This is a genomic window from Stenotrophomonas maltophilia, assembly GCF_013464915.1.
GTDB classification, from domain to species: Bacteria; Pseudomonadota; Gammaproteobacteria; order Xanthomonadales; family Xanthomonadaceae; genus Stenotrophomonas; species Stenotrophomonas maltophilia_AT.
This window is the reverse complement of record NZ_RAVT01000071.1, coordinates 1-20,999: the sequence shown is the minus strand read 5'-3', so window position 1 is coordinate 20,999 and position 20,999 is coordinate 1. Positions and strand designations below refer to the sequence as shown.

Annotated in this window: 25 protein-coding genes; 8 read left to right on the top strand and 17 right to left on the bottom strand. The window is 67.4% G+C overall.

Annotation, left to right across the window (positions count from 1 at the left end; genetic code table 11):
* The first annotated feature begins 66 nt into the window (after positions 1-66).
* Positions 67-1,311 (top strand): DUF819 family protein, encoded by a 1,245-nt coding sequence (locus D7T59_RS20430; RefSeq protein WP_180852346.1) that lies wholly within the window; start codon positions 67-69, stop codon positions 1,309-1,311.
* 86 nt (positions 1,312-1,397) lie between these two features.
* On the opposite strand, the gene D7T59_RS20425 is transcribed toward D7T59_RS20430, so the two are convergent.
* The 5 genes from D7T59_RS20425 to D7T59_RS20405 are packed head-to-tail and all read right to left on the bottom strand — an operon-like array spanning position 1,398 to position 4,418.
* Positions 1,398-1,877 carry a hypothetical protein gene (locus D7T59_RS20425; protein ID WP_180852347.1) on the bottom strand — a complete coding sequence of 160 codons (480 nt, stop codon included), beginning with the start codon at positions 1,875-1,877 and terminating at the stop codon, positions 1,398-1,400.
* 46 nt (positions 1,878-1,923) lie between these two features.
* Positions 1,924-2,184, bottom strand: coding sequence for a cell division topological specificity factor MinE (minE, locus tag D7T59_RS20420; protein ID WP_053516176.1), 261 nt, complete (start codon positions 2,182-2,184; stop codon positions 1,924-1,926).
* 2 nt (positions 2,185-2,186) lie between these two features.
* Complete coding sequence (minD, locus tag D7T59_RS20415) at positions 2,187-2,996, bottom strand: septum site-determining protein MinD (RefSeq protein ID WP_005408533.1); 810 nt, start codon at positions 2,994-2,996, stop codon at positions 2,187-2,189.
* 37 nt (positions 2,997-3,033) lie between these two features.
* Positions 3,034-3,876, bottom strand: coding sequence for a septum site-determining protein MinC (gene minC, locus D7T59_RS20410; protein ID WP_180852348.1), 843 nt, complete (start codon positions 3,874-3,876; stop codon positions 3,034-3,036).
* Positions 3,822-4,418 (bottom strand): GNAT family N-acetyltransferase, encoded by a 597-nt coding sequence (locus tag D7T59_RS20405; protein WP_005408535.1) that lies wholly within the window; start codon positions 4,416-4,418, stop codon positions 3,822-3,824. The genes minC and D7T59_RS20405 overlap by 55 nt, the downstream gene beginning before the upstream one ends.
* A gap of 150 nt (positions 4,419-4,568) precedes the next feature.
* On the opposite strand from D7T59_RS20405, the gene D7T59_RS20400 reads away from it, so the two are divergent.
* The 4 genes from D7T59_RS20400 (at position 4,569) to D7T59_RS20385 (ending at position 8,190) form a co-directional block, all read left to right on the top strand.
* Complete coding sequence (locus tag D7T59_RS20400; protein WP_164138893.1) at positions 4,569-5,765, top strand: sensor histidine kinase; 1,197 nt, start codon at positions 4,569-4,571, stop codon at positions 5,763-5,765.
* Positions 5,765-6,406: a response regulator gene (locus D7T59_RS20395; protein WP_005408537.1), complete on the top strand. Its 642-nt coding sequence runs from the start codon at positions 5,765-5,767 to the stop codon at positions 6,404-6,406. Before D7T59_RS20400 ends, D7T59_RS20395 begins: the two co-directional genes overlap by 1 nt.
* 234 nt (positions 6,407-6,640) lie before the next feature.
* A complete protein-coding gene (locus D7T59_RS20390) occupies positions 6,641-7,714 on the top strand; it encodes a polyketide cyclase (RefSeq protein WP_164138894.1) in 1,074 nt (357 codons plus the stop codon).
* Between the two features lie 104 nt (positions 7,715-7,818).
* Entirely contained in the window at positions 7,819-8,190 is a 372-nt protein-coding gene (locus D7T59_RS20385; protein ID WP_180852349.1) for a DUF423 domain-containing protein, read from the top strand.
* 418 nt (positions 8,191-8,608) lie between these two features.
* Here the strand turns inward: D7T59_RS20385 and D7T59_RS20380 are convergent, their stop codons facing one another.
* Genes D7T59_RS20380 through D7T59_RS20355 form a run of 6 tightly spaced genes read right to left on the bottom strand, consistent with a single transcriptional unit; the run spans position 8,609 to position 12,592 of the window.
* On the bottom strand, positions 8,609-9,418 hold the full coding sequence (locus D7T59_RS20380; protein ID WP_180852350.1) for a M15 family metallopeptidase: 810 nt from the start codon (positions 9,416-9,418) through the stop codon (positions 8,609-8,611).
* 9 nt (positions 9,419-9,427) lie between these two features.
* Positions 9,428-10,021, bottom strand: coding sequence for a PH domain-containing protein (locus tag D7T59_RS20375; RefSeq protein ID WP_180852351.1), 594 nt, complete (start codon positions 10,019-10,021; stop codon positions 9,428-9,430).
* Positions 10,018-11,307, bottom strand: a complete 1,290-nt coding sequence (locus D7T59_RS20370; RefSeq protein WP_258013095.1) for an alpha/beta hydrolase — start codon at positions 11,305-11,307, stop codon at positions 10,018-10,020. The genes D7T59_RS20375 and D7T59_RS20370 overlap by 4 nt, the downstream gene beginning before the upstream one ends.
* A 2-nt stretch (positions 11,308-11,309) precedes the next feature.
* Positions 11,310-11,489 (bottom strand): DUF4177 domain-containing protein, encoded by a 180-nt coding sequence (locus tag D7T59_RS20365; RefSeq protein ID WP_106549423.1) that lies wholly within the window; start codon positions 11,487-11,489, stop codon positions 11,310-11,312.
* Positions 11,486-11,665 carry a type II toxin-antitoxin system antitoxin gene (locus tag D7T59_RS20360; protein WP_010483358.1) on the bottom strand — a complete coding sequence of 60 codons (180 nt, stop codon included), beginning with the start codon at positions 11,663-11,665 and terminating at the stop codon, positions 11,486-11,488. Before D7T59_RS20360 ends, D7T59_RS20365 begins: the two co-directional genes overlap by 4 nt.
* Positions 11,666-11,710: 45 nt before the next feature.
* Entirely contained in the window at positions 11,711-12,592 is an 882-nt protein-coding gene (locus D7T59_RS20355) for an SPFH domain-containing protein (protein ID WP_164138899.1), read from the bottom strand.
* 137 nt (positions 12,593-12,729) lie between these two features.
* On the opposite strand from D7T59_RS20355, the gene purT reads away from it, so the two are divergent.
* Complete coding sequence (purT, locus tag D7T59_RS20350) at positions 12,730-13,917, top strand: formate-dependent phosphoribosylglycinamide formyltransferase (protein ID WP_180852352.1); 1,188 nt, start codon at positions 12,730-12,732, stop codon at positions 13,915-13,917.
* 105 nt (positions 13,918-14,022) lie between these two features.
* Here purT and D7T59_RS20345 read toward each other — a convergent pair whose 3' ends face one another.
* Positions 14,023-15,228 (bottom strand): endonuclease/exonuclease/phosphatase family protein, encoded by a 1,206-nt coding sequence (locus D7T59_RS20345; protein ID WP_180852353.1) that lies wholly within the window; start codon positions 15,226-15,228, stop codon positions 14,023-14,025.
* Positions 15,229-15,265: 37 nt separating this feature from the next.
* Positions 15,266-16,021: an arginyltransferase gene (locus D7T59_RS20340; RefSeq protein WP_180852354.1), complete on the bottom strand. Its 756-nt coding sequence runs from the start codon at positions 16,019-16,021 to the stop codon at positions 15,266-15,268.
* A 156-nt stretch (positions 16,022-16,177) separates the two neighbouring features.
* Here D7T59_RS20340 and D7T59_RS20335 point away from each other — a divergent pair, with 156 nt between their 5' ends.
* Positions 16,178-16,738: an EF-hand domain-containing protein gene (locus tag D7T59_RS20335; RefSeq protein WP_180852355.1), complete on the top strand. Its 561-nt coding sequence runs from the start codon at positions 16,178-16,180 to the stop codon at positions 16,736-16,738.
* A 51-nt stretch (positions 16,739-16,789) separates the two neighbouring features.
* On the opposite strand, the gene D7T59_RS20330 is transcribed toward D7T59_RS20335, so the two are convergent.
* The 4 genes from D7T59_RS20330 to D7T59_RS20315 form a co-directional block, all read right to left on the bottom strand.
* Positions 16,790-18,007 (bottom strand): RNA polymerase sigma factor, encoded by a 1,218-nt coding sequence (locus D7T59_RS20330; protein WP_180852356.1) that lies wholly within the window; start codon positions 18,005-18,007, stop codon positions 16,790-16,792.
* A gap of 155 nt (positions 18,008-18,162) precedes the next feature.
* A complete protein-coding gene (locus D7T59_RS20325; RefSeq protein WP_180852358.1) occupies positions 18,163-18,672 on the bottom strand; it encodes a pathogenicity-like protein in 510 nt (169 codons plus the stop codon).
* 4 nt (positions 18,673-18,676) lie between these two features.
* A complete protein-coding gene (tesB, locus tag D7T59_RS20320; RefSeq protein ID WP_407070877.1) occupies positions 18,677-19,597 on the bottom strand; it encodes an acyl-CoA thioesterase II in 921 nt (306 codons plus the stop codon).
* 127 nt (positions 19,598-19,724) lie between these two features.
* Complete coding sequence (locus tag D7T59_RS20315) at positions 19,725-20,501, bottom strand: enoyl-CoA hydratase/isomerase family protein (protein WP_032127589.1); 777 nt, start codon at positions 20,499-20,501, stop codon at positions 19,725-19,727.
* Between the two features lie 34 nt (positions 20,502-20,535).
* On the opposite strand from D7T59_RS20315, the gene D7T59_RS20310 reads away from it, so the two are divergent.
* Entirely contained in the window at positions 20,536-20,982 is a 447-nt protein-coding gene (locus D7T59_RS20310) for a copper chaperone PCu(A)C (RefSeq protein WP_180852359.1), read from the top strand.
* Positions 20,983-20,999 lie beyond the last annotated feature (17 nt).

Here is a 20,999-nt window from a genome sequence, read left to right as displayed (position 1 = left end):
ACCCCWTTCTSCTCCCCMCCCCTSCCWKATTGCCGGCCHGSGGCCGGCACTACCCAGAGCGCCTGCATGCCCTCGACCGCCCTGATCCAGAACGACATCGTCGTCTTCGGTTTGATCGCCGCCACCCTCGGCGCCGTATTCTGGACCGCCTCGCGCGAGCAGGGCCTGTGGAAGCGCTTCTACACCTTCGTGCCGGCGCTGCTGCTGTGCTACCTGATTCCCGGCATCTACAACACCGTCGGCCTGATCGACGGGCAGAACACCAAGCTGTACAACCCGATCGCGCGCGACATCCTGCTGCCGGCGGCGCTGATCCTGCTGACGCTGGCGGTGGACATCAAGGGCATCCTGCGGCTCGGCCCGAAGCTGGTGCTGATGTACCTGGGCGCATCGGCCAGCATCATGCTCGGCGCGGTAGTGGCCTTCCTGCTGATGCGCGCGGTACATCCGGAAACCGTGGCCGGTGACACCTGGGCCGGCATGGCCGCGTTGGCCGGCAGCTGGATCGGGGGTGGCGCCAACATGCTGGCGATGCGCGAAGTGTTCGACGTCAACGCCACCACGTTCGGCCAGTTCGCAGTGGTCGACGTGGGTGTCGGTTACGTGTGGATGGCTGCGCTGATCTTCCTGGCCGGTCGTGCCGCGAAGATCGATGCCCGCAGTGGCGCCGATACCTCGGCCATCGATGAACTGAAGGAGCGCATCGCGCGCTTCCAGGCCGAACACGAGCGCATTCCCAGCCTCACCGACCTGATGCTGATCGTGGCGGTGGCCTTTGGTGGTGTCGGCCTGGCCCACGCCATCGGCGCGCCGCTGGCGGCATGGTTCAAGGCCAACGTCAGCTGGGCCGCGCAGTTCAGCCTGGACGCACCGTTCGTATGGGTGGTGGTGCTGTCGACCACGCTGGGCCTCAGCCTCAGTTTCACCCGTGCGCGCAATCTCGAAGGCGCGGGCGCATCGCGTCTGGGCTCGCTGCTGCTGTACTTCCTGATCGCCTGCATCGGCATGCAGATGGATCTGCTGGCGCTGCTGGATCGCCCGTGGCTGTTCCTGCTGGGCATCATCTGGATCAGCGTGCACATCGTGCTGCTGTGGTGCCTGGGCAAGCTGCTGAAAGTGCCGTTCTTCTACTTCGCCATCGGCTCGCAGTCGAACATCGGCGGGCCGGCCTCGGCGCCAGTGGTGGCCGCCGCGTTCCATCCGGCCTTGGCGCCGGTGGGCGTGCTGCTGGGCACGATGGGCTATGCCACCGGCACCTACCTGGCCTACATCGTCGGCATCACCCTGCGCGCACTGGCCGGGCAGGGGTGATGGGTAGTGCCGGCCGCWGGCCGGCAACCWCCWGAGCCTGGAAAGCATCGCCWGGTTGCCGGCCACCGGCCGSCACTACCGGTGCTCTACGCCACCGGCAATCCGCGTTCGATCAACCACGCCTTCGCGTCTTCGGCGTCCTGTTCAAACCACGCCTGTGTCGACCCCAGCCGATACGTATACCCCCAGGCATCCATGTCGGCCATCAACCGCGCACTGCCAACACCAGGCAGCTGCCCGGCCAGCACGATCTGCAGGTAGCAGGTGGCATCTTCCTCGGCCACCGAATCGGTGGCGTCGGTGTGCACCTGCGCGCGCCGCTCCGGTGGCAATACGATCAGGTGGCAGGCTTCGTGCAGCATCGAATGCACGGGGGTGTCATCGCGCACGTACACGTTGCTGGCGATGATGCCGGCCTCGGGCTCGCCCCAGTAGCTGCCGGGAATCGGTTCGCCGGCCGCCACATGGTGCAGCAGCAGGCCATGCGCGGCGAGCAGGCACTGCGCATCGGCGAAGGCGATGTCGCCCACGCAGGTGATGTCCACGGCGGTTGTCGTATCGGTCATGCAGGTCACGCAGCCCCGCCCATGCAGGCACGGGCGGGGCAGGGCATCAGGGTTTTTCCGGGCCTTCAGGCAGCGCCACGGAGATGTCCAGCACATCGTGCTGGCCATCCTTCACCAGGTCGACCTTCACTGCATCGACGTCGATGTTCACGTACTTCTTGATCACTTCCAGCAGCTCGCGCTGCAGCAGCGGCAGGTAGTCCGGGCCACCGCGGTGGCTGCGTTCCTGCGCGATGATGATCTGCAGGCGGTTCTTTGCGGTTTCGGCGGTGGTCTTCTTCGCTTTGAGGAAATCGAACAGGCCCATGCTTACCCTCCGAACAGCTTGCTGAAGAAGCCCTTCTTCTCGACGCTGGTGAAGCGCATCGGGCGATCTTCGCCGAGGATGCGCGCGACGGCGTCGTCATACGCCTGGCCGGCGGCGGATTCGACATCCAGGATGACCGGCTCGCCCTTGTTGGAGGCATTGAGCACGTCGCCCGATTCGGGGATCACGCCGATGGCCTTCAGCCCCAGCACTTCCTCGACATCGGCGATGCTGAGCATCTCGCCGGTTTCCACGCGCAGCGGGGTGTAGCGGGTCAGCAGCAGGAAGGCCGGCACGTTCTGGCCGGATTCGGCCTTGTGGGTCTTCGAATCCAGCAGGCCGATGATGCGGTCGGAGTCGCGCACCGAGGACACTTCCGGGTTCACCACCACCACGGCGCGGTCGGCGAAGTACATCGCCAGGAACGCACCCTTCTCGATGCCGGCCGGCGAGTCGCAGATGATGTAGTCGAAGCCATCGGCGGCCAGGTCCTTCAGGACCTTGCCCACGCCTTCCTGGGTCAGTGCATCCTTGTCGCGGGTCTGCGAGGCGGCCAGCACGTACAGGTTGTCGAAGCGCTTGTCCTTGATCAGGGCCTGCTTGAGGGTGGCTTCGCCGTGCACGACGTTGACGAAGTCGTATACCACGCGGCGTTCGCAGCCCATGATCAGGTCGAGGTTGCGCAGGCCGACGTCGAAGTCGATCACCGCCACTTTCTTGCCGCGCCGCGCCAGGCCACAGGCCAGGCTCGCGCTGGAAGTGGTCTTGCCCACGCCGCCCTTGCCGGAGGTGACTACGATGATTTCAGCCAAAGGACTTCTCCTGGTTCTGCATTAGTTTGGGGCTGCGTCAGTCCAGCGCAGCGATCTTGATCTGGTCCTGTTCCAGCCACACCTGCACGGCCTTGCTGCGCAGGTTGTCCGGCACATCGTCCAGTACCTTGTAGTGGCCTGCAATGGCCACCAGTTCCGCATGGAAATCACGGCAGAAGATGCGTGCCGCGGTGTTGCCCTGGGCCCCTGCCAGCGCGCGGCCGCGCAGGGTGCCGTAGATATGGATGCTGCCATCGGCGATGACCTCGGCGCCGGCGCCGACGGTGGCCATCACGGTCAGGTCGCAGTTTTCGGCGTACAGCTGCTGGCCCGAACGCACGTTGCCCAGCTGCATGCGGCCCGGCTGCGGCGCAGCGGCGTCGGCCACCTTGGCCACCGGTGCGGCCGGGGCCGGCTTCGGTTCGGCACGCACGGCGCGGCGCGGTTCCGGCGCGGGCGGCGGTGCCGGCTCGGCCTCGGCACGTTCGTACTGGGCGCGGAACTTGGCCAGCAGCGGCAGGCCGAGCTGCTGCGAGAGCAGGTCGACCGCGCTGGTGCCATAGGCCAGCGCCACCGGCAGCACGCCGGCGCTGCGCAGGCCATCGACCAGCGCCTGCGCGGTGGCCACGTCCGGCACCTGGCTCAGGCCGCCGAAATCGAGGATCACCGCCGCGCGGCCGAACAGCTTCGGCGCACGGGTCACGCGCTCGCGCATTTCCTGCACGAGGCGTTCGACATCAAGGGTACGGATGCGCAGGTTGGCGATGCCCACCTGGCCGATCTTCAGTTCACCGGCCTGTTCGTAATCGAAATTCACCGCCACGCTCAGGTCCCCGTCGGCCGCTGTGCCTGCGCCGGCAGCTGCCGGGCGCGTGTCCATGCCACATCCGGCAGCTTGCCGCCGTAGGTCTCCTGGACCCACGGGTAGCTGCACAGTTCCTTGGCCAGCATGCTGGCACGCACATCGACCTGGGCCATGGTGTTCTGGCCCAGCTCGCGGAAGCCGAAGCTGCCGTGGAAGAGCAGGGCGGCATCGGCGCCATGGTCGAGGAACACTTCGCAGGTCATCTGCGGGTAGCGCAGCTCGGCGAAGCTCTGCGCATCGGCATAGAACGCACGGCCGACGCCACCACCGCGGCGGCGGCTGGCGACCACGATGCGGTCGATGTAGAAGAACGGGGTGTCCAGCTGCTGCTTGAACCAGGCGAAGTTGCTGCTGTCGTGCTGGCTGTCGCTGCCGAAGCCGATCAGGAAGCCGGCCAGGTTGCCGTCGCGCTCGGCGACGCGGAAATACTCAGCGGTCTCGTAGAACAGGCGCAGGCGGGCCGCATCCAGGGGAAGGATGGCCAGGCCAGCGTTGTTGTTCAAAGCCAGGACGGAATCGAGCTCGTGCTCGCGCACGTCGCGGATGACAATCGACATTGTGACTCCGTGGGGTAACGCGGTTGGTCCATCAAGGGACCCTGCGCACGATTATTGCATGCCCGGGGTGGGCTGCGGCATGAACAGGCGACCGGGCAGGCATGACTTCCGTGGGGTGCGGTGCGCAGGCCGGGCCCGTAGAGTGCTGCCATGTTGGGAGTCCTCAGCCATACCCGCGTCCTCCGCCTGGCCGGCCTGTTCACCTGGGTCATGGTCGGCCTGCCGTTGGCGTACTCGCAGTTCGAGAACCTGCACAGCCGCGGTGACATGGGGGGCTGGGCGGTGCTGTTGTTCGTCGCCTACCTGTCCTTCGGTACCTCGTATTACTGGCTGACCCGTATCCTGCGCAGCGACAGCCCCACCAGCTGGCTGGACCGCGGGCTGCTGTTGCTGCTGACGATCTCGGCGCTGGGCGTCAGTTTCCTCAGCGGCTCGGGCCTGGGCAGCATCCTGATGATGGTGGCCGCCGGAGTCATTCCGTGGATGCTGTCGGTGCGCCTGGGCGTGCTGTGGCTGCTGGTCAGCCAGCTGGCGGTGGCCCCGGTCTACTACATGCTGCTGCGCTTCCCGTTGTTCGAAGCGGTGATGCAGTCGCTGCTGTATGGCGGCTTCTCCATGTTCATCTTCGTGACCAGCCTGGTGGCCCGCCAGCAGACCGAGGCGCGCGACGAGCAGCGTCGGCTCAACTCGGAGCTGCGTGCCACCCGCGCCCTGCTGGCCGAAAGTGCGCGGGTCAACGAGCGCACCCGTATCTCGCGCGAGCTGCATGACCTGCTGGGCCACCAGCTGACCGCGCTGACCCTGAACCTGGAAGTGGCCGGGCACCTGGCCGAAGGGCAGGCGCTGGAACATGTGAAGCGCTCGCACGCATTGGCCAAGCTGCTGCTGGGCAACGTACGCGAGGTGGTCAGCCAGCTGCGCGAGACCGGCGCCATCGATCTGGCCGCGGCGCTGCGCCCGCTGACCGAGAATGTGCCTTCGCTGGACATCCAGCTGGACATCGAGGATCCGCTGAACGTGGAGGACCCGCAGCGGGCCCACGTGCTGCTGCGCTGCACGCAGGAGATCATCACCAACGCGGTGCGCCACGCCGGTGCCCGCCACCTGTGGATCAAGGTGTACCGTGAAGCCCCTGACCGGGTGGTGGTGGAGGCCCGCGACGACGGTGTCGGCGCGGACATGGTCAATGTGGGCAATGGCTTGCGCGGCATGCGCGAGCGCCTGCAACAATGTGGTGGCCAGCTGCAGATCGAGACCCGTCCCGGCGAAGGCTTCCGCCTGCGGGCGACGGTGCCGGCAACGGTGCTGGTGGCCGCCCTTACCAAGGTTCCTGAAGGAGTACGTTGATGATTCGCGTCTGCCTGGTTGATGACCAAACCCTGGTGCGGCAGGGAATCCGCTCCCTGCTGGCACTCGACGATGGCATCGAGGTGGTGGCCGAGGCCGGCGATGGCCGGCAGGCGGTGGAGCTGATCCCGCAGGTGCGCCCCGACGTGGTGCTGATGGACATGCGCATGCCGGTGATGTCCGGGCTGGAAGCGCTGCAGGTGCTGTCGCGGCAGGAACAGCTGCCGCCAACCATCATCCTCACCACCTTCGACGACGATCAGCTGGTGCTGGCCGGCCTCAAGGCCGGTGCCAAGGGTTACCTGCTCAAGGATGTGACCCTGGCGCAGCTGGTCGGTGCCATCCGGACCGTGGCCGAAGGCGGCTCGCTGGTGCAGCCGGCGGTGACGCAGCGCCTGTTGTCGGGCCTGGAGCACATGCGCAACGAGTTCGTCAGCCTGGACCGCCCGGACCCGCTGACCGACCGCGAGACCGAGATCCTGCGGCTGATGGCCAGCGGTTTCTCCAACAAGGAGATCGCCAATTCGCTGGGGGTCGCCGAAGGCACCATCAAGAACCACGTGTCCAACATCCTCTCCAAGCTGGGGGTGCGCGACCGTACGCGCGCGGTACTGAAGGCGTTCGAACTCCAGCTGGTCTGAGGAAAATCGTTTCAGTACAAAGACTTGGATGGTGGCAGGGGGTTCCGGCCAAGGTTGCCCCCTACTTGCCGGGTAGCGGTATGCGTTACCCTTCGAATTCTTTGTCCATACAAATACGCAGCCGGCAGGGAAACCGGTGCGCCAATCCCGATAAACAATGCCCGCGAAGCCTGCTAGGATTGGCGCTTCGCTTCAATCAACCCGGCCGTGGGATCGGCCCCGGAGACTCTCTGAATGACCCGTATTATCGAGTTCCTGATCGCCTTGGGGATCGTGGCTGGCCTGTTCGTCATCATTGGCGTATGTCTGCCGGGCGAGCGTCACATCACCGAAAGCATCGAGACCAACCGCAAGATGACGATCGTGTACGACACGGTCAGCAGCCTGCGCCGCTTCAAGGACTGGAACCCGCTGGTACTGCGCGATCCCGCCGTTGAACTGAAGCTGTCCGGCCCGGCCTCCGGCAAGGGTGCCACCCTGGACTTCACCTCCAAGGACCTGGGCACCGGTTCCTGGAAGATCACCGACGCCGAAGAGAACAAGCGCGTTGCGATCGCCATCGAAGACGCCACCAAGGGTCACGACAAGGTCACCACCTTCACCCTGGAGCCGACCGGCAAGGGCGGCCGTAACGTCAAGATCACCCAGGACTACTCGGTGAAGTACGGCTTCGACCTGTTCGGCCGTTACGCCGGCCTGTATGTCAGCCGCCAGATCGGCGACGACATCAAGATGGGTCTGTCGCGCATGGCCAACATGCTCGCCAGCGTGCCGAACGTCGACTACCGCACCCCGGAAGCGCCGCTGACCGATCTGGCCATCGTCGATGTGCCGGCCGAGGACCTGCTGGTCGTCAACGCCGGTAACGTGGATCGCGGTCAGGACACGATCACCAAGTCGATCAAGGACAACCAGGAGTGGATCAAGCGCGTCATGGAGGCCAATGGCCTTGAAGCCGCCGGTCCGTTCCGCATCATCACCACCGACTTCGGTCAGGAGAAGTACGCCTTCGACATCGCACAGCCGGTGAAGAAGAAGGGTGCTGAAGGTGCTGCTGCTGAGGCCCTGACCGTCAAGATCGACGGTGGCGCTCCGGTCAAGTACGTGCACGTCGCTCCGCACCGCTCGGCACATGCGGCCTACACCGGCCACATGGCGGGTCTGGACGTGGCCCGCAACGGCCTGCGCGCCTGGGCCGTGACGGCGGGCAACGAAGTGATCGACCGTCCGTACGAATCCTGGAAGGGCGGCATCGACAAGTCGTTCACTCCGGAAGGTACCTACGACATCTACTGGGCCGTCAAGTAAGCCTCGGCTGGCCCATGTAATGCTGGACACGAAAACGCGCCGCTCATTGCGGCGCGTTTTTTTTCATCTGGCGCCCGGCAAGGGGCGCTATGCAAGGAGCCCTCATGTTCAACCTGGAACGTCGCGCACGTAAGCCTTCCCTGCTGGCCTGTCTCGGCGCGCTGCTGGCGGCCGCCTCGATCGGTCTGTCCGCCTACGCATCGCACGGTGTGGCCGACCCGCTGGCGCAGCAGCATCTGAACATGGCAGCACTGTACGCGTTCGCACACGGTGCGGTACTGATGGCGCTCGGGCCGCGCGCGCAGGGCGCGATCGCGCACCTGGCGCTGTACGTGCTGCTGCTGGGCGTGCTGCTGTTCTCCGGCAGCCTGGTGGGCGGCGCGCTGTGGCAGTGGCCGACGCGGATGGCGCCGATCGGTGGCACCAGCATGATGGCCGGATGGGTGTTGCTGGCGATCAATGCGTTGAGGCGGTGACTGAGTCGAGATTGTCGCTTCAATCCGTGCTGATGCGATCTGCACCGTTCATGGGCGTTACTTTTCTTTTCGCGCGAAAAGAAAAGTAACCAAAAGAAACGCGCCGCCGGCCGCGAGCCGGTGCTGCGCACCGGTCCCCTGTGCTCCTCGGCCCGTCGAGGGACGGTGCGGAGAGCAGCCGAGCATGGCTCGGCTCTACGGAATCGCACGCACCTCTTCGCCCTCGTCGGACCCGCGGTGCTCGGCTCGCTTGAAGGCGGACCCGACAGCTGCGCGCTGGTCTGTTGTAGAGGCTTCGAGCGAAGCGACCCGCTTTTGTCTTTGCTCTCTTGTTCCATTCCGTGGCGGACGCACACGGAATAATTCCATCCCGCCCACGGCCATGCGCTGACCGCTCCAGGCTTTCGCCGCGAGGGGCTCAGCCGTTGGCCGGCTTCCAGCACCAGTGCCACGGCTCGTAGACGATGCCGTGCGGGTTGTCGCGCGGGTAGCTCAGCTGGAAGCCGTGCTCACCGGCATGGGCCTGCAGCCAGGCGAACGCGTCGGTGGCTTCGAAGGTCTCTTCGGCGGGAGCATCGCCGGGCGTACCAATGTCCAGCGCGTGGCCGCTGTGGTGTTCGCTGAAACCCGGGGCGGCATTGACCTTCAGGATCTCCGCCACGCTCAAGCCGCGCGCCAGTTTCCGTTCGAAGATGCCCAACTGGTAGGCATGGCTGCGGAAGCCGGAGATGGCGTCCAGCGCAATGCCATCCTGTGCCGCGTGCAGTCGCATGCGGCGCCAGCCCTGTGCGGCGCCGCGACGCAGCCACAGTGGGCGGGCGAAACGGTCACGGCCTGCGAAGTGCAGCAGACAGGGCTCCGGCTCGAGCGGCAGGCCGCTGTCGTCGGCGTAGCGCTGTGCATCCAGGCCAAGCTGCTGCAGGCGCTGCTGCAGTCCCGCCAGCGGCAGCCATTGTTCTTCCAGTGACGCGCCGAGCGGCCGTGCCAACGGCGCGTCCAGCAACGCCAGGGCCTCCTCGACACCGGGCTCGCGCGGCAGGCGCGGCACCAGCGAATGGACGCCACGCGCCAGCACTGCTGCCAGGTAACGGCCATCACGCTTGCGCCGCAGCACCCATTGCGCCTGTGCCAGCAGGCGTGCATCGGCATTGCTGCGTGCGCGCAGCAGATCGGCGGGCCACAGCTCGATGGCTTCGGTATTGATCAGCAGGGGCGGGCGTCGTTGCATCGCCCCAGCTTACTGCTGCGGTGCCGGTGCGGCCACCTTGCGCAGTGCCTCCAGCAGCGCCTGTGGCCTATCCAGGCTGAGCAGCAGGGTGCTGCCATCGCGTACCGGCAGCACCAGGACGCGGCTGCGGTCGGTGACCAGCGCAAAACCCTTGCCACCGCCCTGCAGGCGGAAATGTCCGGAATGGAAGCCTGGCATCGAATAGCCATTGGTCTTGAAGCGGATGCCATAGCGGCGATCGTGGCCGAGGTCGACCACCTCGGCCTGGTCCAGGCGCAGCTGCGCCACCGGCACCCGCCGCCGGTACATCGTTGAACGTACGTCCAGCACGTCGCCATCGAACTCCACCCGGCGCCGGAAGAAGGCCAGGCCCAGCCCGATGCCGAGCGCGGCGATCACCACCAGGCTCCATGCCGCGCTGCCGCCCATGCGGAACCACGGCGGCGACAGGGTCACCTCCATCCACGGTGCGTCGGCCCGGGTCGTGTGCAGCTGTGCGTAGACGCTGATGGCGAAGGCCAGCAGCAGGGGCAACACCACCCAGAGCACGCGGAACGGCGAGCTCTCCGCCACGTCGAAGCGTTTCGGATCGCTGCCGCTCATCGCTGCGCCTTGATCCAGGTGGCCACGTCATCGATCAGCGTCGCATCGACATGGCCCGGTTGCGCGTATTCCTGCAGGGAGCTGGGGCCGCTGCCGGCAATGCCGATGTGGTTGAGTGCCGGATAGGCCCGCCATTGCACGTCGCTGCGACCGGCCAGCGCCTGCTGCCAGAGCGCCCAGTCGGCGTCGGGTACCTGGAAGTCGCGGCCGCCGTGCAGCATCAGCATCGGCGTGCGCAGGGCCTGTGCATCGGCACGTGCGTTGACCGCCTCCACGCTCTTCCAGAACGATTGTGGAACGCCCAGTGGCAGTTCGCTCGCTGGCGCCGGTGCATCACTGCGCGCCGCCGCGATCTGCGCGTCAAGACGGTCGAGGAAGGCCTGTTCCGGTGCGCTGATGCTGCCGTCCAGTGCCATCAGGTAGAGGTTCTGTTCCGGCAACAGTTCCAGCAGCGTGCGTGCGGGCGCAGCCCACAGGATCGCGCCGCGTGCCTGCGGCCAGCGGCTGGCGATGCGCGGGGCGAGCATGCCGCCCTGGCTGTGGCCCATCACGAACACGCGCTTGCGGTCGATGTGGGGGGCAGCCGCCAGGCTGGCCAGGGCGGCCTCCGCATCCAGCGTGGTTTCGTCATCGACGGTGAAGTGGTCGTTGGCGAAATCCTGCGGGCGGGCGAGCGTGCGCTTGTCATAGCGCAGCACGGCAATGCCCTGGGCGGCCAGGCCGCGGGCAACATCCAGGAACGGTCGACTGCCACCGATGGTCTCATCGCGGTCCTGCGGACCCGAACCATGCACCAGCACCACCGCCGGGAAGGGGCCTTTCCCCTTCGGCAGTGCCAGGGTGCCGGGCAGGGCGCCGCGCGCCTGCGGCACGCTGAAGTCCACTTCGCTGTAGCGGGCATCGGCCGGTGGCGGTGGTGCCTTGTCGGCCGCAGCGGGCCGCAGCATCAGGCCGGCCACCTTGTCCTGTGCATCCACCGCTACCTGCGCATCGACGCGGCCGCTGGCGAACTTCAGTGGCACCACCACCAGCGTCATGCCCTGCTGTGTATTCACCTGGACGGCGCCGCGATCCTGCAGTGCACCCAATGAGTTCCACAAGGCGCCCAGTTTCTCGGCAGGCACGGCCTGGGCCATCTGCGGCGTGAACATCGCTTCCGCTTCGGCTACGCGCCCGGCCTGCAGGTGATCGAGCAGGCGGTTGGCGGTCTGCTGCGGTTCGGCGGCGATCACCGGGCAACTCAGCAGGGCCAGTGACAGCATGAGCAATCTGCGATGGCGCGACATGGCTACTGCTCCTTCTTGAAGACCAGCATGGCCGGGCGCATCGGCGCCGGAATGATGATGTTGACCAGTTCCCAGCCCAGCTGGCCCTGTCGGGTCAGTTCACTCTGGATGTCCTCGGCCTTCAGGACACCCATCATCGTGGTCTTCACTTCGATCGTCTGGTAACTCCAGCGCGTGCTCATTCCTTGTCCTCCGGCGATGGCGTGGGTTTTGGCAGGCGTCCTGCCCTGCGCAGGGCGTCGCGCAGCACGTATTCGATCTGCGCGTTGAGGCTGCGCAGTTCGTCGTCGGCCCAGCGCTGCGCCGCGGCCAGGACCTCGGCGTTGATGCGCAGCGGATAGGCTTTCTTCTCACTCATGAAAACTCCTGGCGGGGCGGTGGGGCGCCCCGTTGCGAGGGTGGTTCAGTACAGCGAACCGGCGTTGACGATCGGCTGGGTGCCGCGGTCCGAGCACAGAACGGTCAGCAGGTTGCTGACCATGTGCGCCTTGCGTTCCTCGTCCAGTTCAACCACGCCGTTCTTCTGCAGTTCGGCCAGGGCCATTTCGACCATGCCGACGGCACCAGCCACGATGCGCGTGCGTGCGGCGATCACCGCGTTGGCCTGCTGGCGCTGCAGCATGGCCTGGGCAATTTCAGCGGCGTAGGCGAGGTGGCTGATGCGTGCGTCGATCACCTGCACACCCGCATCGGCCAGGCGCTCGGCCAGCTCGTTCTTCAGGTGCTGGGAGATCTCGCTGGCGTGGCTGCGCAGGGCCAGTTGGCCATCCTCGTGCTGGTCGTAGGGATAGCTGGTGGCCATCGCACGCAGCGCCGATTCGGACTGGATGTGCACGAAGCTCTCGTAGTCGTCCACGTTGTAGACCGCTTCGGAGGCGTCGACCACCTGCCAGACGATCACCGCGGCGATCTCGATCGGGCTGCCGTCCAGCTCGTTGACCTTCAGCTTGCCGCTCTCGAAGTTGCGCACGCGCTGGCTGACCCGGCGCTTGGCGTAGAAGGGGTTGTTCCAGCGCAGGCCGTTGTCCTTGACGGTGCCGACGTACTTGCCGAACAGGCTCAGCACCGCCGCCTGGTTGGGCTGGATGGTGTACAGGCCGGCCAGGATGAAGACCGCGGCAGCGACCACCAGCACGCCGGCCAGCATCAGCAGCAGGTTGGGCGAGCCGGTGCTGGCCTTGGCCGCCGCCCCCAGCACGAACAGCGCGCCGCCGGCCAGCGCGGCCAGCAGGGATCCGGCCAGGGTGCCGAGGCCGTTGAGGGAGGCAAGCGACTTCTCTTTCATGGCGGTACGTCCTTGAGGGTTCGGAGTGAAGATATCAAAGTGATATCACTTGTCGACTACCGTTCGTCGGATGCCATGGCCCGGGTGCCCGGCCAGCTAGAATGCCCACCCGCCTTCACATCGCTGCTGGAATCGCCATGGCCAAGCTTGGAACTCCGTTGTCCCCCTCCGCCACCCGCGTGCTGCTGCTGGGCTCGGGCGAACTCGGCAAGGAGGTGGCCATCGAGCTGCAGCGGCTGGGCGTGGAGGTGATCGCCGCCGACCGTTACGCCGACGCCCCGGCGATGCAGGTCGCACACCGCTCGCATGTAATCGACATGCTCGACGCGATGGCCCTGCGCGCGCTGATCTCCCAGGAGCAGCCGCACCTGGTGGTGCCGGAGATCGAGGCGATCCACACCGAGACCCTGGTGCAGCTGGAGCAGGAACAAGGCCTGCGGGTGATCCCGACCGCGCGCGCCGCGCGCCTGACCATGGACCGCGAGGGCATCCGCCGCCTGGCCGCCGAAACCCTGGGCCTGCCGACCTCGCCGTACCGCTTCGTCGATACCGAAGCCGAGTACCGCGCCGCCGTGGCCGCCATCGGCCTGCCGTGCGTGGTCAAGCCGGTGATGTCGTCCTCGGGCAAGGGCCAGAGCACCCTGCGCAGCGAGGCGGACATCGCCCCGGCCTGGGAGTACGCGCAGACCGGTGGCCGCGCCGGAGCCGGTCGCTGCATCGTCGAAGGCTTCATCGACTTCGACTACGAGATCACCCTGCTGACCGTGCGCCACGCTGGCGGCACGTCGTTCTGCGCACCGATCGGCCACCTGCAGAAGGACGGTGACTACCGCGAAAGCTGGCAGCCGCAGCCGATGTCGAGCGCGGCACTGGCGCGTGCCGAAGAGATTTCGCGCGCGATCACCGATGACCTCGGTGGCTGGGGCCTGTTTGGCGTCGAGCTGTTCGTGAAGGGCGACGAGGTGTGGTTCAGCGAAGTGTCGCCGCGCCCGCACGACACCGGCCTGGTGACCCTGGTGTCGCAGGAACTGAGCGAGTTCGCGCTGCATGCGCGCGCCATCCTCGGCCTGCCGATCCCGGTGATCCGCCAGAGTGGCCCGTCGGCCTCGTGCGCACTGCTGGCGCATGGCGAGGGCGTGCCGTACTTCAACAACGTCGCCGCTGCGCTGCAGGTGCCCGATACCGCGGTGCGCCTGTTCGGCAAGCCCAGCGTGCACGGTCATCGCCGCGTCGGCGTGACCCTGGCGCGCGCGGAAACCATCGACGAAGCCCGCGCCATCGCGCGTGATGCCGCCGAAGCCACCGGCGTCGAACTGCGCCCGTAAAACAAAAAGGGGACGGAGGGGATTAAGTCGTTTGTGGCACAAACGACTTAATCCCCTCCGTCCCCTTTTTTGAGAAGCCGCCGGGCATGGCCCGGCGCTACCGGGTTACTTCACATCCACCCACACCAGGTGGTGGTCGCTGCCGTCGGCGATCTTCGCTTCCGGGCTTTCATTGGCCGGCCAGAAGATGCCGCTGCCCACGTATTCGAAACCGGTCGAGGGCAGGACGTAGTCCAGGCGCATGGTGCCGGACTTCGGGCCGAAATCGCCGGTGGCGTGGAACGGCGCGCCCTTGCGCTCGATGCCCTTGGCTGCATACGCCAGGCTGGTCTGCTCGCCACCGACGCTGCGCGGGGTGGGGTAGCGCAGCACGCGGGCGTTCTCGATCAGTTCGACGATCGCCTCATGGCGGCCATCGCCATCGACCGGGTCGTTGTTGAGGTCGCCGAGGATCACGAAGCGCGCGTCCTGCGCCAGGCCACCGCACTGGCCCTTGTCGTCGCACAGCCACGGCTTGTCACCCTTGGACAGGTATTCCTGCCACAGGCGCAGTTCGTCGTGGTTGCGTGCTGCGTTACGCTTCTCCGGGCCGTCGAACACCGGCGGGGTCGGGTGCGAGACCAGCGCGTGGACCACGCCGGCCGGGGTCTTCACCGGCACGTCCCAATGCGACTTGGAGGACAGCCGCAGCTGCGACCACACGTGGTCGTTGTAGAAGCTCTTGCCGGTGCGCGGGTCAACCGGACGGATCGCGCCGGGCATCGAGCTCCACTTCAGCAGCTGGAAGCTGCGCACCTTGGCTTCATCGATCGGGTAGCGCGACAGCACCAGCATGCCGTACTGGCCCGGGTGCAGGCCGTAGCCCCAGGCATCGTTGCCGCGGCTGCGGCCTTCGCCGCCGACCACGCCGTTGCCGTCAAGGTCCAGGCCGCTGGGCACGCCGGTATTGACCGGCGCCAGGTAGCGGTAGGCGAAGTGCAGCGGCTTGCCGCCACCGGGCTGGGCCACTTCCAGGTAGCGTTTCTGGAACAGCTCGGCGGCGCGGTGCGCGTCGTCGAAGTCGAACTCGTTCAGCAGCACCAGGTCCGGGCGCACCTGCTGCAGTACCGCGGCGATCTTGCGTGCGTGTTCGCTGTCGCCTTCCAGCTCCTTGATCAGGCCGCCGGCGTCGTCGGAGTACAGCGAAGTGTTGTAGGTGGCCAGGCGCAGCGCAGTGGACGGCTTTTCGGTCATCGCGGGGGACGTGGCGAAGGCGGGGGCGGTGGCGCCGCAGAGCAGGGCCAGGGCGAGGATCAGGGGTTTGGCGTTCATCCCCCTATTCTGCACCCGGCCCGGTGTCAGCGGTTTGTCAGCGCCCGTCCAGTTCGCTGTCGAAATCGTGCCAGCGGCGGCCGTCGTACGCCTCCAGCGGATGGAAGCGGCGCTTGTAGTCCATCTTCTGGTGGCCACGGATCCAGTAGCCCAGGTACACGTGCGGCAGCCCCTCGCGGCGGGCCCACTCGATCTGCTGCAGGATCGCGAAGGTGCCCAGCCCGCGCGCGGCGTGGTCCGGGTCGAAGAAGGTGTAGACCGCCGACAGGCCATGCTCGGTCACGTCGGTCACCGCCACCCCCAGCAGCTGGCTGGGCTGGCCGTCGTGCGCGGGCAGGCGCATTTCCATGAAGCGGGTGTGCGACCAGCTGCCGATCAGGAACTGCTCGAACTCGTGCGGGCCGTGGTCGTCCATGCCGCCGTTGGCGTGGCGGTGGGTGAGATAGCGGTGGTACAGCGCGAACAGGTCGTCGCGGGCGGTGGCGGCGGTGATCCGCACCTCCAGGTCGTCATTGCGGGTGGCGCAGCGGCGCTGGCTGCGGTCCGGGGCGAAGCGCGCCACCGGGATGCGCACCGCCACGCAGGCCTGGCAGTGCGCGCAATGCGGGCGGTAGACCAGGTCGCCACTGCGGCGGAAGCCCCAGCTCAATGCCAGCGGATACAGGCCACCGAGGCGGCGATCGTGCGGATCCAGCACCAGGTCGCGCGCCACCCGGTCAGACCAGTACCCGCAGGGGTGCTCGCCGGTCTGGAAAAGTCGCAGTTCGTCGTCTCTGTCGCCGTGTATCGCCATGGGCACAGCATAGCCCCAGCTCGGCGCAGTGGCGGCGACTGTCCGCCGGATGAATGGAACCGGCCGAGGCGTCAACCGATGTCGCGCCCGGGCGTTGTTGTCTCCCGAGGGTGAAGTGATCACCCCGACGCAATTCCCATCCCCAGGAGTGACCCCATGATCCGTACCCCCCTGCTGCTGGCCCTGCTGCTGGGCACCTCCGCTTCCGGCATCGCGCTGGCGGCCGACACCCCGGCCGCGCCGGCACAGCGCCCGGCCAAGCTGGACACCAACGGCGACGGCGTCATCGACCGCAGCGAGGCGGCTGCCAACCCGCGCCTGGCCGCGAAGTTCGACGAACTGGACAAGAACAAGGACGGCAAGCTTTCGCGCGATGAGATGCCGCGCTGGCAGCATGGCCGCCGTGGCCACGGCGGTGAGCGCTGGGCCAAGCTGGACGTCAACAAGGATGGCCGCATCAGTCGCGAGGAAGCCAAGGCCGATCCGCGCCTGGCCGCGCGTTTCGACCAGCTCGACCTCAACAAGGATGGCTACCTGGACAAGGCCGACCGCGAGCTGCGCATGAAGCAGCGTCGTGACGCCTGGTTCGCTGCCGCCGACACCAACAAGGATGGCCAGCTGAGCAAGGCCGAGTTCGATGCCGCCAAGGGCCCGATGCACGGCGGCCCGCGTCATGGTGGTCCGCGTGATGGCGCTGCGCCGAAGCCGCAGCGCTGAGTTTCAATGCAGTGATTGATGACAACGCCGGCGTACTGCCGGCGCTGTCCGTTACAGGCGGCCGCTGCGCATCAGCGAGTACACCACAAGCGCGATGACCATCAGGTTCATGGCGATGATGCCGGTGCGGCCGTACATCGATTCGAATTTCCAGTTGATGCCGGTTCGTCCGCGGCGGGTCGAATCGCGCGCGATCATCGGTGCCATCACCCGCTGCAGCGGCACCAGGCACTGGTAGTTGACCACGGCCAGGCCTACCGCCAGCACCGTCAGCTGCACCCAGACCGGTGCCTGCAGCATGACCGCCAGCAGGATCGCCAGGCACCAGAACATGCCGGTGACGATGTTGAGATAGAGGAAGCGGCGTACCTCGGCCCGCTCTGCCGCAGTTTCGGTGTACGACATCAGGAAGCGTCCACCCAGATAGCTGCCGATCGCGCCACCGACTACGCCGCCGATCACCGCACCCCAGCTTTCGGCCGGCAGCACGTGCAACTGGCCCAATGTCGCGGTCAGCGACCCCATCGCGGTGCCGCCCGCAGCGCTGGCACCGCCGAGGCCCAGCTTGCTGCCGCCGATGCCGACGCCGGTGCCGAGCAGGATCGCGGCACTGGCCGTACCCGGCGCCGCGACCAGCACCATCGACACCACGGCGGTGGCGAATGCAGCGCTCGGTGCGCTGCTGCGCGCGAACTCACCGAAGCGCTGCAGCAGGCCGTCGCGCACCAGGGCACGGGCGCGCGACAGGCGCTTGCGCACGGCGGCGTCACTGAGCCCCAGCAGGTCGGCCACCTGCTGAGAACGCTGGCCTTCGCGGTAGTACAGCAACAGCACTTCGCGGCTGTCAGCGGGCAGCGCCGAGATGATGTCCTCGGCGGCGATCTCTTCTTCCACCCGCTGCAGGCGGTCGGCCGCGCCCGGGGCCGGATCGGCGGCCATGCCCATCGCCACCTCGGCGGCCTCGCCGGTCAGTGGCCGGCCACGCTGCGCGCGCAGCCAGTCGCGGGCCAGGTTGCGGGTGATCTGCCGCAGCCAGGGCAGGAAGCTGGTCGAGCTGCGCAGCTGGTGCAGCTGCTGCCAGCCCTTCACGAAGGCTTCCTGGGCAATGTCCTCGCTGGCCTGGCGGTCACGGGTGATGGCCAGCGCGATGGCGGTGACCGTGTTCTGGCAGGCCAGCACGATGCGGCCATAGGCGTGCTGGCAACCGCTGGCAGCAGCCGGCAGTTCGCGTTCCAGGGTCTGGTCGATCGATGCGGCGAACGTCGTCATGGCGGCGGCTCTCCTGCTGGGATTGTGTCCCAAGACGGAGCCGCGCGCCGTTTGTGACCGGCCTTCTGTGCGGTAGTGCCGGCCGCTGGCCGGCAACCGCAGCTCGCCGGACGGGTTCATGGGGCTGCCGGCCHGCGGCCGGCACTACCCGTGCGTCACTTCGAGGGCTGGATGCGGACCCGCACTTCTTCCTCTTCCGGCGCGGCCTGTGGCGCCGGTTGCGCCTGCTGCGGCTGGGCCTGCGGGGCAGGGGCCGGTGCCGCAGGCGCCGGGGCGCCGCGGTGGCGCAGGCCGATCACCAGCGCTACGCCGGCGATCACCACCAGCAGCGCGATGCGGATGCGCCAGGCCCAGCTGCGGCCGCCGCTGCCCGGTTCCGGCGCGTCGCGGAAGGCGAACTCGGCGGTCGGGTGGTCGCGACGGGTGGTGTCGAGCAGGCGCGCCTCGCGCAGGATTTCGCGCGCGCGCGGCTGGTCGTCGGCGCGCACGATCCACACCGCCGGGTAAGCATTGGCGTTGCCGAGGTCGGTATAGCTGAACTGGCCGCGGCGGCGGGTCTTGTACGAGCGCCCGTTGGTCACCTTGACGTCGATGCCATGCTCGCGCAGGAGCTCGGCGACGCCTTCGACGGTTTCCACGCGCTGGCTGCTGAAGATCTGGCGCATGGGGTTACTCCTTGGCCGGCACGGCGGCGGCCGCGGCCTGGTCGGGAACGACGCGGATCAGGCCTTCCTGCGCGGTGCTGGCCACCAGCACGCCGTTGCGGGTGAAGAACTGGCCGCGGGCCAGGCCGCGCGAATCCTGCGCGCTGGGGCTGTCCAGCGAGTACAGCAGCCAGTCGTCGGCGCGGAACGGGCGGTGGAACCAGATCGCGTGGTCGAGCGAGGCCATCTGCACGTGGGGGTGGTAGTAGCTGATGCCGTGCGGGAAGGTTGCCGTGCCCAGCAGGTGGAAGTCGGAGGCGTAGGCCAGCAGCGCCTGGTGCAGCTCCGGCGAATCGCCGACCGGCTCGCTCAGGCGCAGCCACACCTGGTGGTAGGGCGGGCGCTTGGGCGGATTCAGTTCGTCGCGGGGGTAGACGTGGCGGAACTCGAACGGGCCACCGCGCGACAGCCAGCGCTGCACCTTGATCGGCAGCCGTTCCAGCACTTCGGCCGGCAACGGGCGGTTCGGCTCGATGTCTTCCGGCTGCGGCACTTCGGGCATCTTGTGCTGGTGTTCGGCACCGGTCTCGGCCTGTTGGAACGAGGCTGCGCAGAAGAAGATCACCTTGCCATGCTGGATCGCGGTGACCCGGCGCACCGAGAAGCTGCCGCCATCACGGGTGCGGTCCACGTCGTAGACGATCGGGTGGTCGATGTTGCCGGCGCGCAGGAAGTAGGCGTGCAGCGAGTGCACGTGGCGGCCGTTGTCGACCGTGGCCTGCGCCGCGGCCAGCGCCTGGCCCAGCACCTGCCCGCCGAACACGTACTTGGTGCCGATGTCGCGGCTCTGCCCGCGGAACAGGTTGTCCTCCAGCCGCTCCAGGGTGAGCAGGTCGATCAGCTCGGAGACGACGGGTTCGGGCGTGTCGTTCAAGGGGGCGGCCACAGCAATGAGAAGGCCCCGATTATACCGGTGCAGCCCGACCCATCATCGGTAGTGCCGGCCGCTGGCCGGCAACCTCATGATCCTCCTGGGGCGCCTGCGGTTGCCGGCCAGCGGCCGGCACTGCCGTTTACTTGCCGAGGCGCGCCACCAGCGCCTGCAGCGCATTCTGCGCATCCGGGGCGAACCAGGCCTCGACGAAGCGGTCCAGCTGGATCAGGTCCGGGTGCAGGGCTTCGTGCAGGTCGGCGCGGGCGATGGCGCGGGTCAGCAGCATCGGCTGGCGCGGCTGCTTGAGCAGGTTCTGCAGCCAGGCGATGGCGCGCGCCACCACCAGGTCGCCTTCGGCCAGTTCATCGACCAGGCCGATCTGCAGCGCCTGTTCGGCCGGCACCAGCGAGCCGGTGGTCAGCAGCACGCCGGCGCGGTGCACGCCCACCGCACGGCGCAGCAGGCGCTGGATGCCCTCCGGTGCGATCAGGCCCACCTGCACTTCGTTCAGGCCGATGGCATACGGCCGCGACGGATCGGCGCTGCGCGCCATCACCCGGTAATCGCAGCACAGGGCCAGCACGCAGCCGCCCGCCGGGGCGTGGCCGGTGATCGCCGCGACCACCGGGATGCGGCTCTCGGCCAGCGTGCGCACGGCGCCAAAGAAGGCGTTCCAGGTGTCCAACAGCTTGTGCTTGTCATCGCCATGCGAGAGCAGGTGCGGCACGTCCATGCCGCCGGTGAAGATGCGCTCGCTGCCCGACAGCACGATGCCGTGCGCGTCTTCGGCCATGGCCAGCTCGATGGCATGGATCAACTGCCGGCACAGTTCGGTGTCCAGTGCGTTGACCGGCGGCCGCGCCAGGCGCAGTTCGCGGATGGGGCCATGGTTGATCACCTCGATGAGCGTCGTCATGCTGCGGTCTCGTTGCGAAGAAGGAACCTGGGCGATGATAACCAAACCATTCGTTGGCGTACTGTGGGTTCTGTGTGCGGCTGCAGCATCGGCCTCGGCCGCAGAACCGGCCTGCGTCACGGTGGAGCAGGGCTGGGCGCGGCTGCCACCGAATCCGGCGATGCCGATGACCGCCGGCTACGGCGTCATCCACAACGGCTGCCGCACGTCGGTGGCGATCACCGGCGCGACCAGCAGCGGCTTTGATGATGTGTCGCTGCATGAGACCACGATTGTCGATGGCATCAGCCGGATGCGCGCGATCGAGCGCCTGCCGCTGGCAGCCGGTGCGCGTGTCGAGCTCAAGCCCGGTGGCCTGCACCTGATGTTGATGCAGGGCAAGGGTGCGTTGAAGGAGGGCCAGGCGCTGCCCCTGCGGCTGCAGCTGGAAGGCGGTGGCGAAGTGAGTGCGACGTTGACCGTGCGCAAGGCCGCAAAATGATGATCGGGTAGTGCCGG

Excerpts from the sequence above, each read along its gene's own strand:
- D7T59_RS20430 (WP_180852346.1), top strand. The coding sequence starts at position 67 with ATGCCCTCGACCGCCCTGATCCAGAACGACATCGTCGTCTTCGGTTTG.
- D7T59_RS20425 (WP_180852347.1), bottom strand. The coding sequence starts at position 1,877 with ATGACCGATACGACAACCGCCGTGGACATCACCTGCGTGGGCGACATC.
- minE (WP_053516176.1), bottom strand. The coding sequence starts at position 2,184 with ATGGGCCTGTTCGATTTCCTCAAAGCGAAGAAGACCACCGCCGAAACC.
- minC (WP_180852348.1), bottom strand. The coding sequence starts at position 3,876 with ATGGACACGCGCCCGGCAGCTGCCGGCGCAGGCACAGCGGCCGACGGG.
- D7T59_RS20405 (WP_005408535.1), bottom strand. The coding sequence starts at position 4,418 with ATGTCGATTGTCATCCGCGACGTGCGCGAGCACGAGCTCGATTCCGTC.
- D7T59_RS20400 (WP_164138893.1), top strand. The coding sequence starts at position 4,569 with ATGTTGGGAGTCCTCAGCCATACCCGCGTCCTCCGCCTGGCCGGCCTG.
- D7T59_RS20395 (WP_005408537.1), top strand. The coding sequence starts at position 5,765 with ATGATTCGCGTCTGCCTGGTTGATGACCAAACCCTGGTGCGGCAGGGA.
- D7T59_RS20390 (WP_164138894.1), top strand. The coding sequence starts at position 6,641 with ATGACCCGTATTATCGAGTTCCTGATCGCCTTGGGGATCGTGGCTGGC.
- D7T59_RS20385 (WP_180852349.1), top strand. The coding sequence starts at position 7,819 with ATGTTCAACCTGGAACGTCGCGCACGTAAGCCTTCCCTGCTGGCCTGT.
- D7T59_RS20380 (WP_180852350.1), bottom strand. The coding sequence starts at position 9,418 with ATGCAACGACGCCCGCCCCTGCTGATCAATACCGAAGCCATCGAGCTG.
- D7T59_RS20375 (WP_180852351.1), bottom strand. The coding sequence starts at position 10,021 with ATGAGCGGCAGCGATCCGAAACGCTTCGACGTGGCGGAGAGCTCGCCG.
- D7T59_RS20370 (WP_258013095.1), bottom strand. The coding sequence starts at position 11,307 with ATGTCGCGCCATCGCAGATTGCTCATGCTGTCACTGGCCCTGCTGAGT.
- D7T59_RS20365 (WP_106549423.1), bottom strand. The coding sequence starts at position 11,489 with ATGAGCACGCGCTGGAGTTACCAGACGATCGAAGTGAAGACCACGATG.
- D7T59_RS20360 (WP_010483358.1), bottom strand. The coding sequence starts at position 11,665 with ATGAGTGAGAAGAAAGCCTATCCGCTGCGCATCAACGCCGAGGTCCTG.
- D7T59_RS20355 (WP_164138899.1), bottom strand. The coding sequence starts at position 12,592 with ATGAAAGAGAAGTCGCTTGCCTCCCTCAACGGCCTCGGCACCCTGGCC.
- purT (WP_180852352.1), top strand. The coding sequence starts at position 12,730 with ATGGCCAAGCTTGGAACTCCGTTGTCCCCCTCCGCCACCCGCGTGCTG.
- D7T59_RS20345 (WP_180852353.1), bottom strand. The coding sequence starts at position 15,228 with ATGAACGCCAAACCCCTGATCCTCGCCCTGGCCCTGCTCTGCGGCGCC.
- D7T59_RS20340 (WP_180852354.1), bottom strand. The coding sequence starts at position 16,021 with ATGGCGATACACGGCGACAGAGACGACGAACTGCGACTTTTCCAGACC.
- D7T59_RS20335 (WP_180852355.1), top strand. The coding sequence starts at position 16,178 with ATGATCCGTACCCCCCTGCTGCTGGCCCTGCTGCTGGGCACCTCCGCT.
- D7T59_RS20330 (WP_180852356.1), bottom strand. The coding sequence starts at position 18,007 with ATGACGACGTTCGCCGCATCGATCGACCAGACCCTGGAACGCGAACTG.
- D7T59_RS20325 (WP_180852358.1), bottom strand. The coding sequence starts at position 18,672 with ATGCGCCAGATCTTCAGCAGCCAGCGCGTGGAAACCGTCGAAGGCGTC.
- D7T59_RS20315 (WP_032127589.1), bottom strand. The coding sequence starts at position 20,501 with ATGACGACGCTCATCGAGGTGATCAACCATGGCCCCATCCGCGAACTG.
- D7T59_RS20310 (WP_180852359.1), top strand. The coding sequence starts at position 20,536 with ATGATAACCAAACCATTCGTTGGCGTACTGTGGGTTCTGTGTGCGGCT.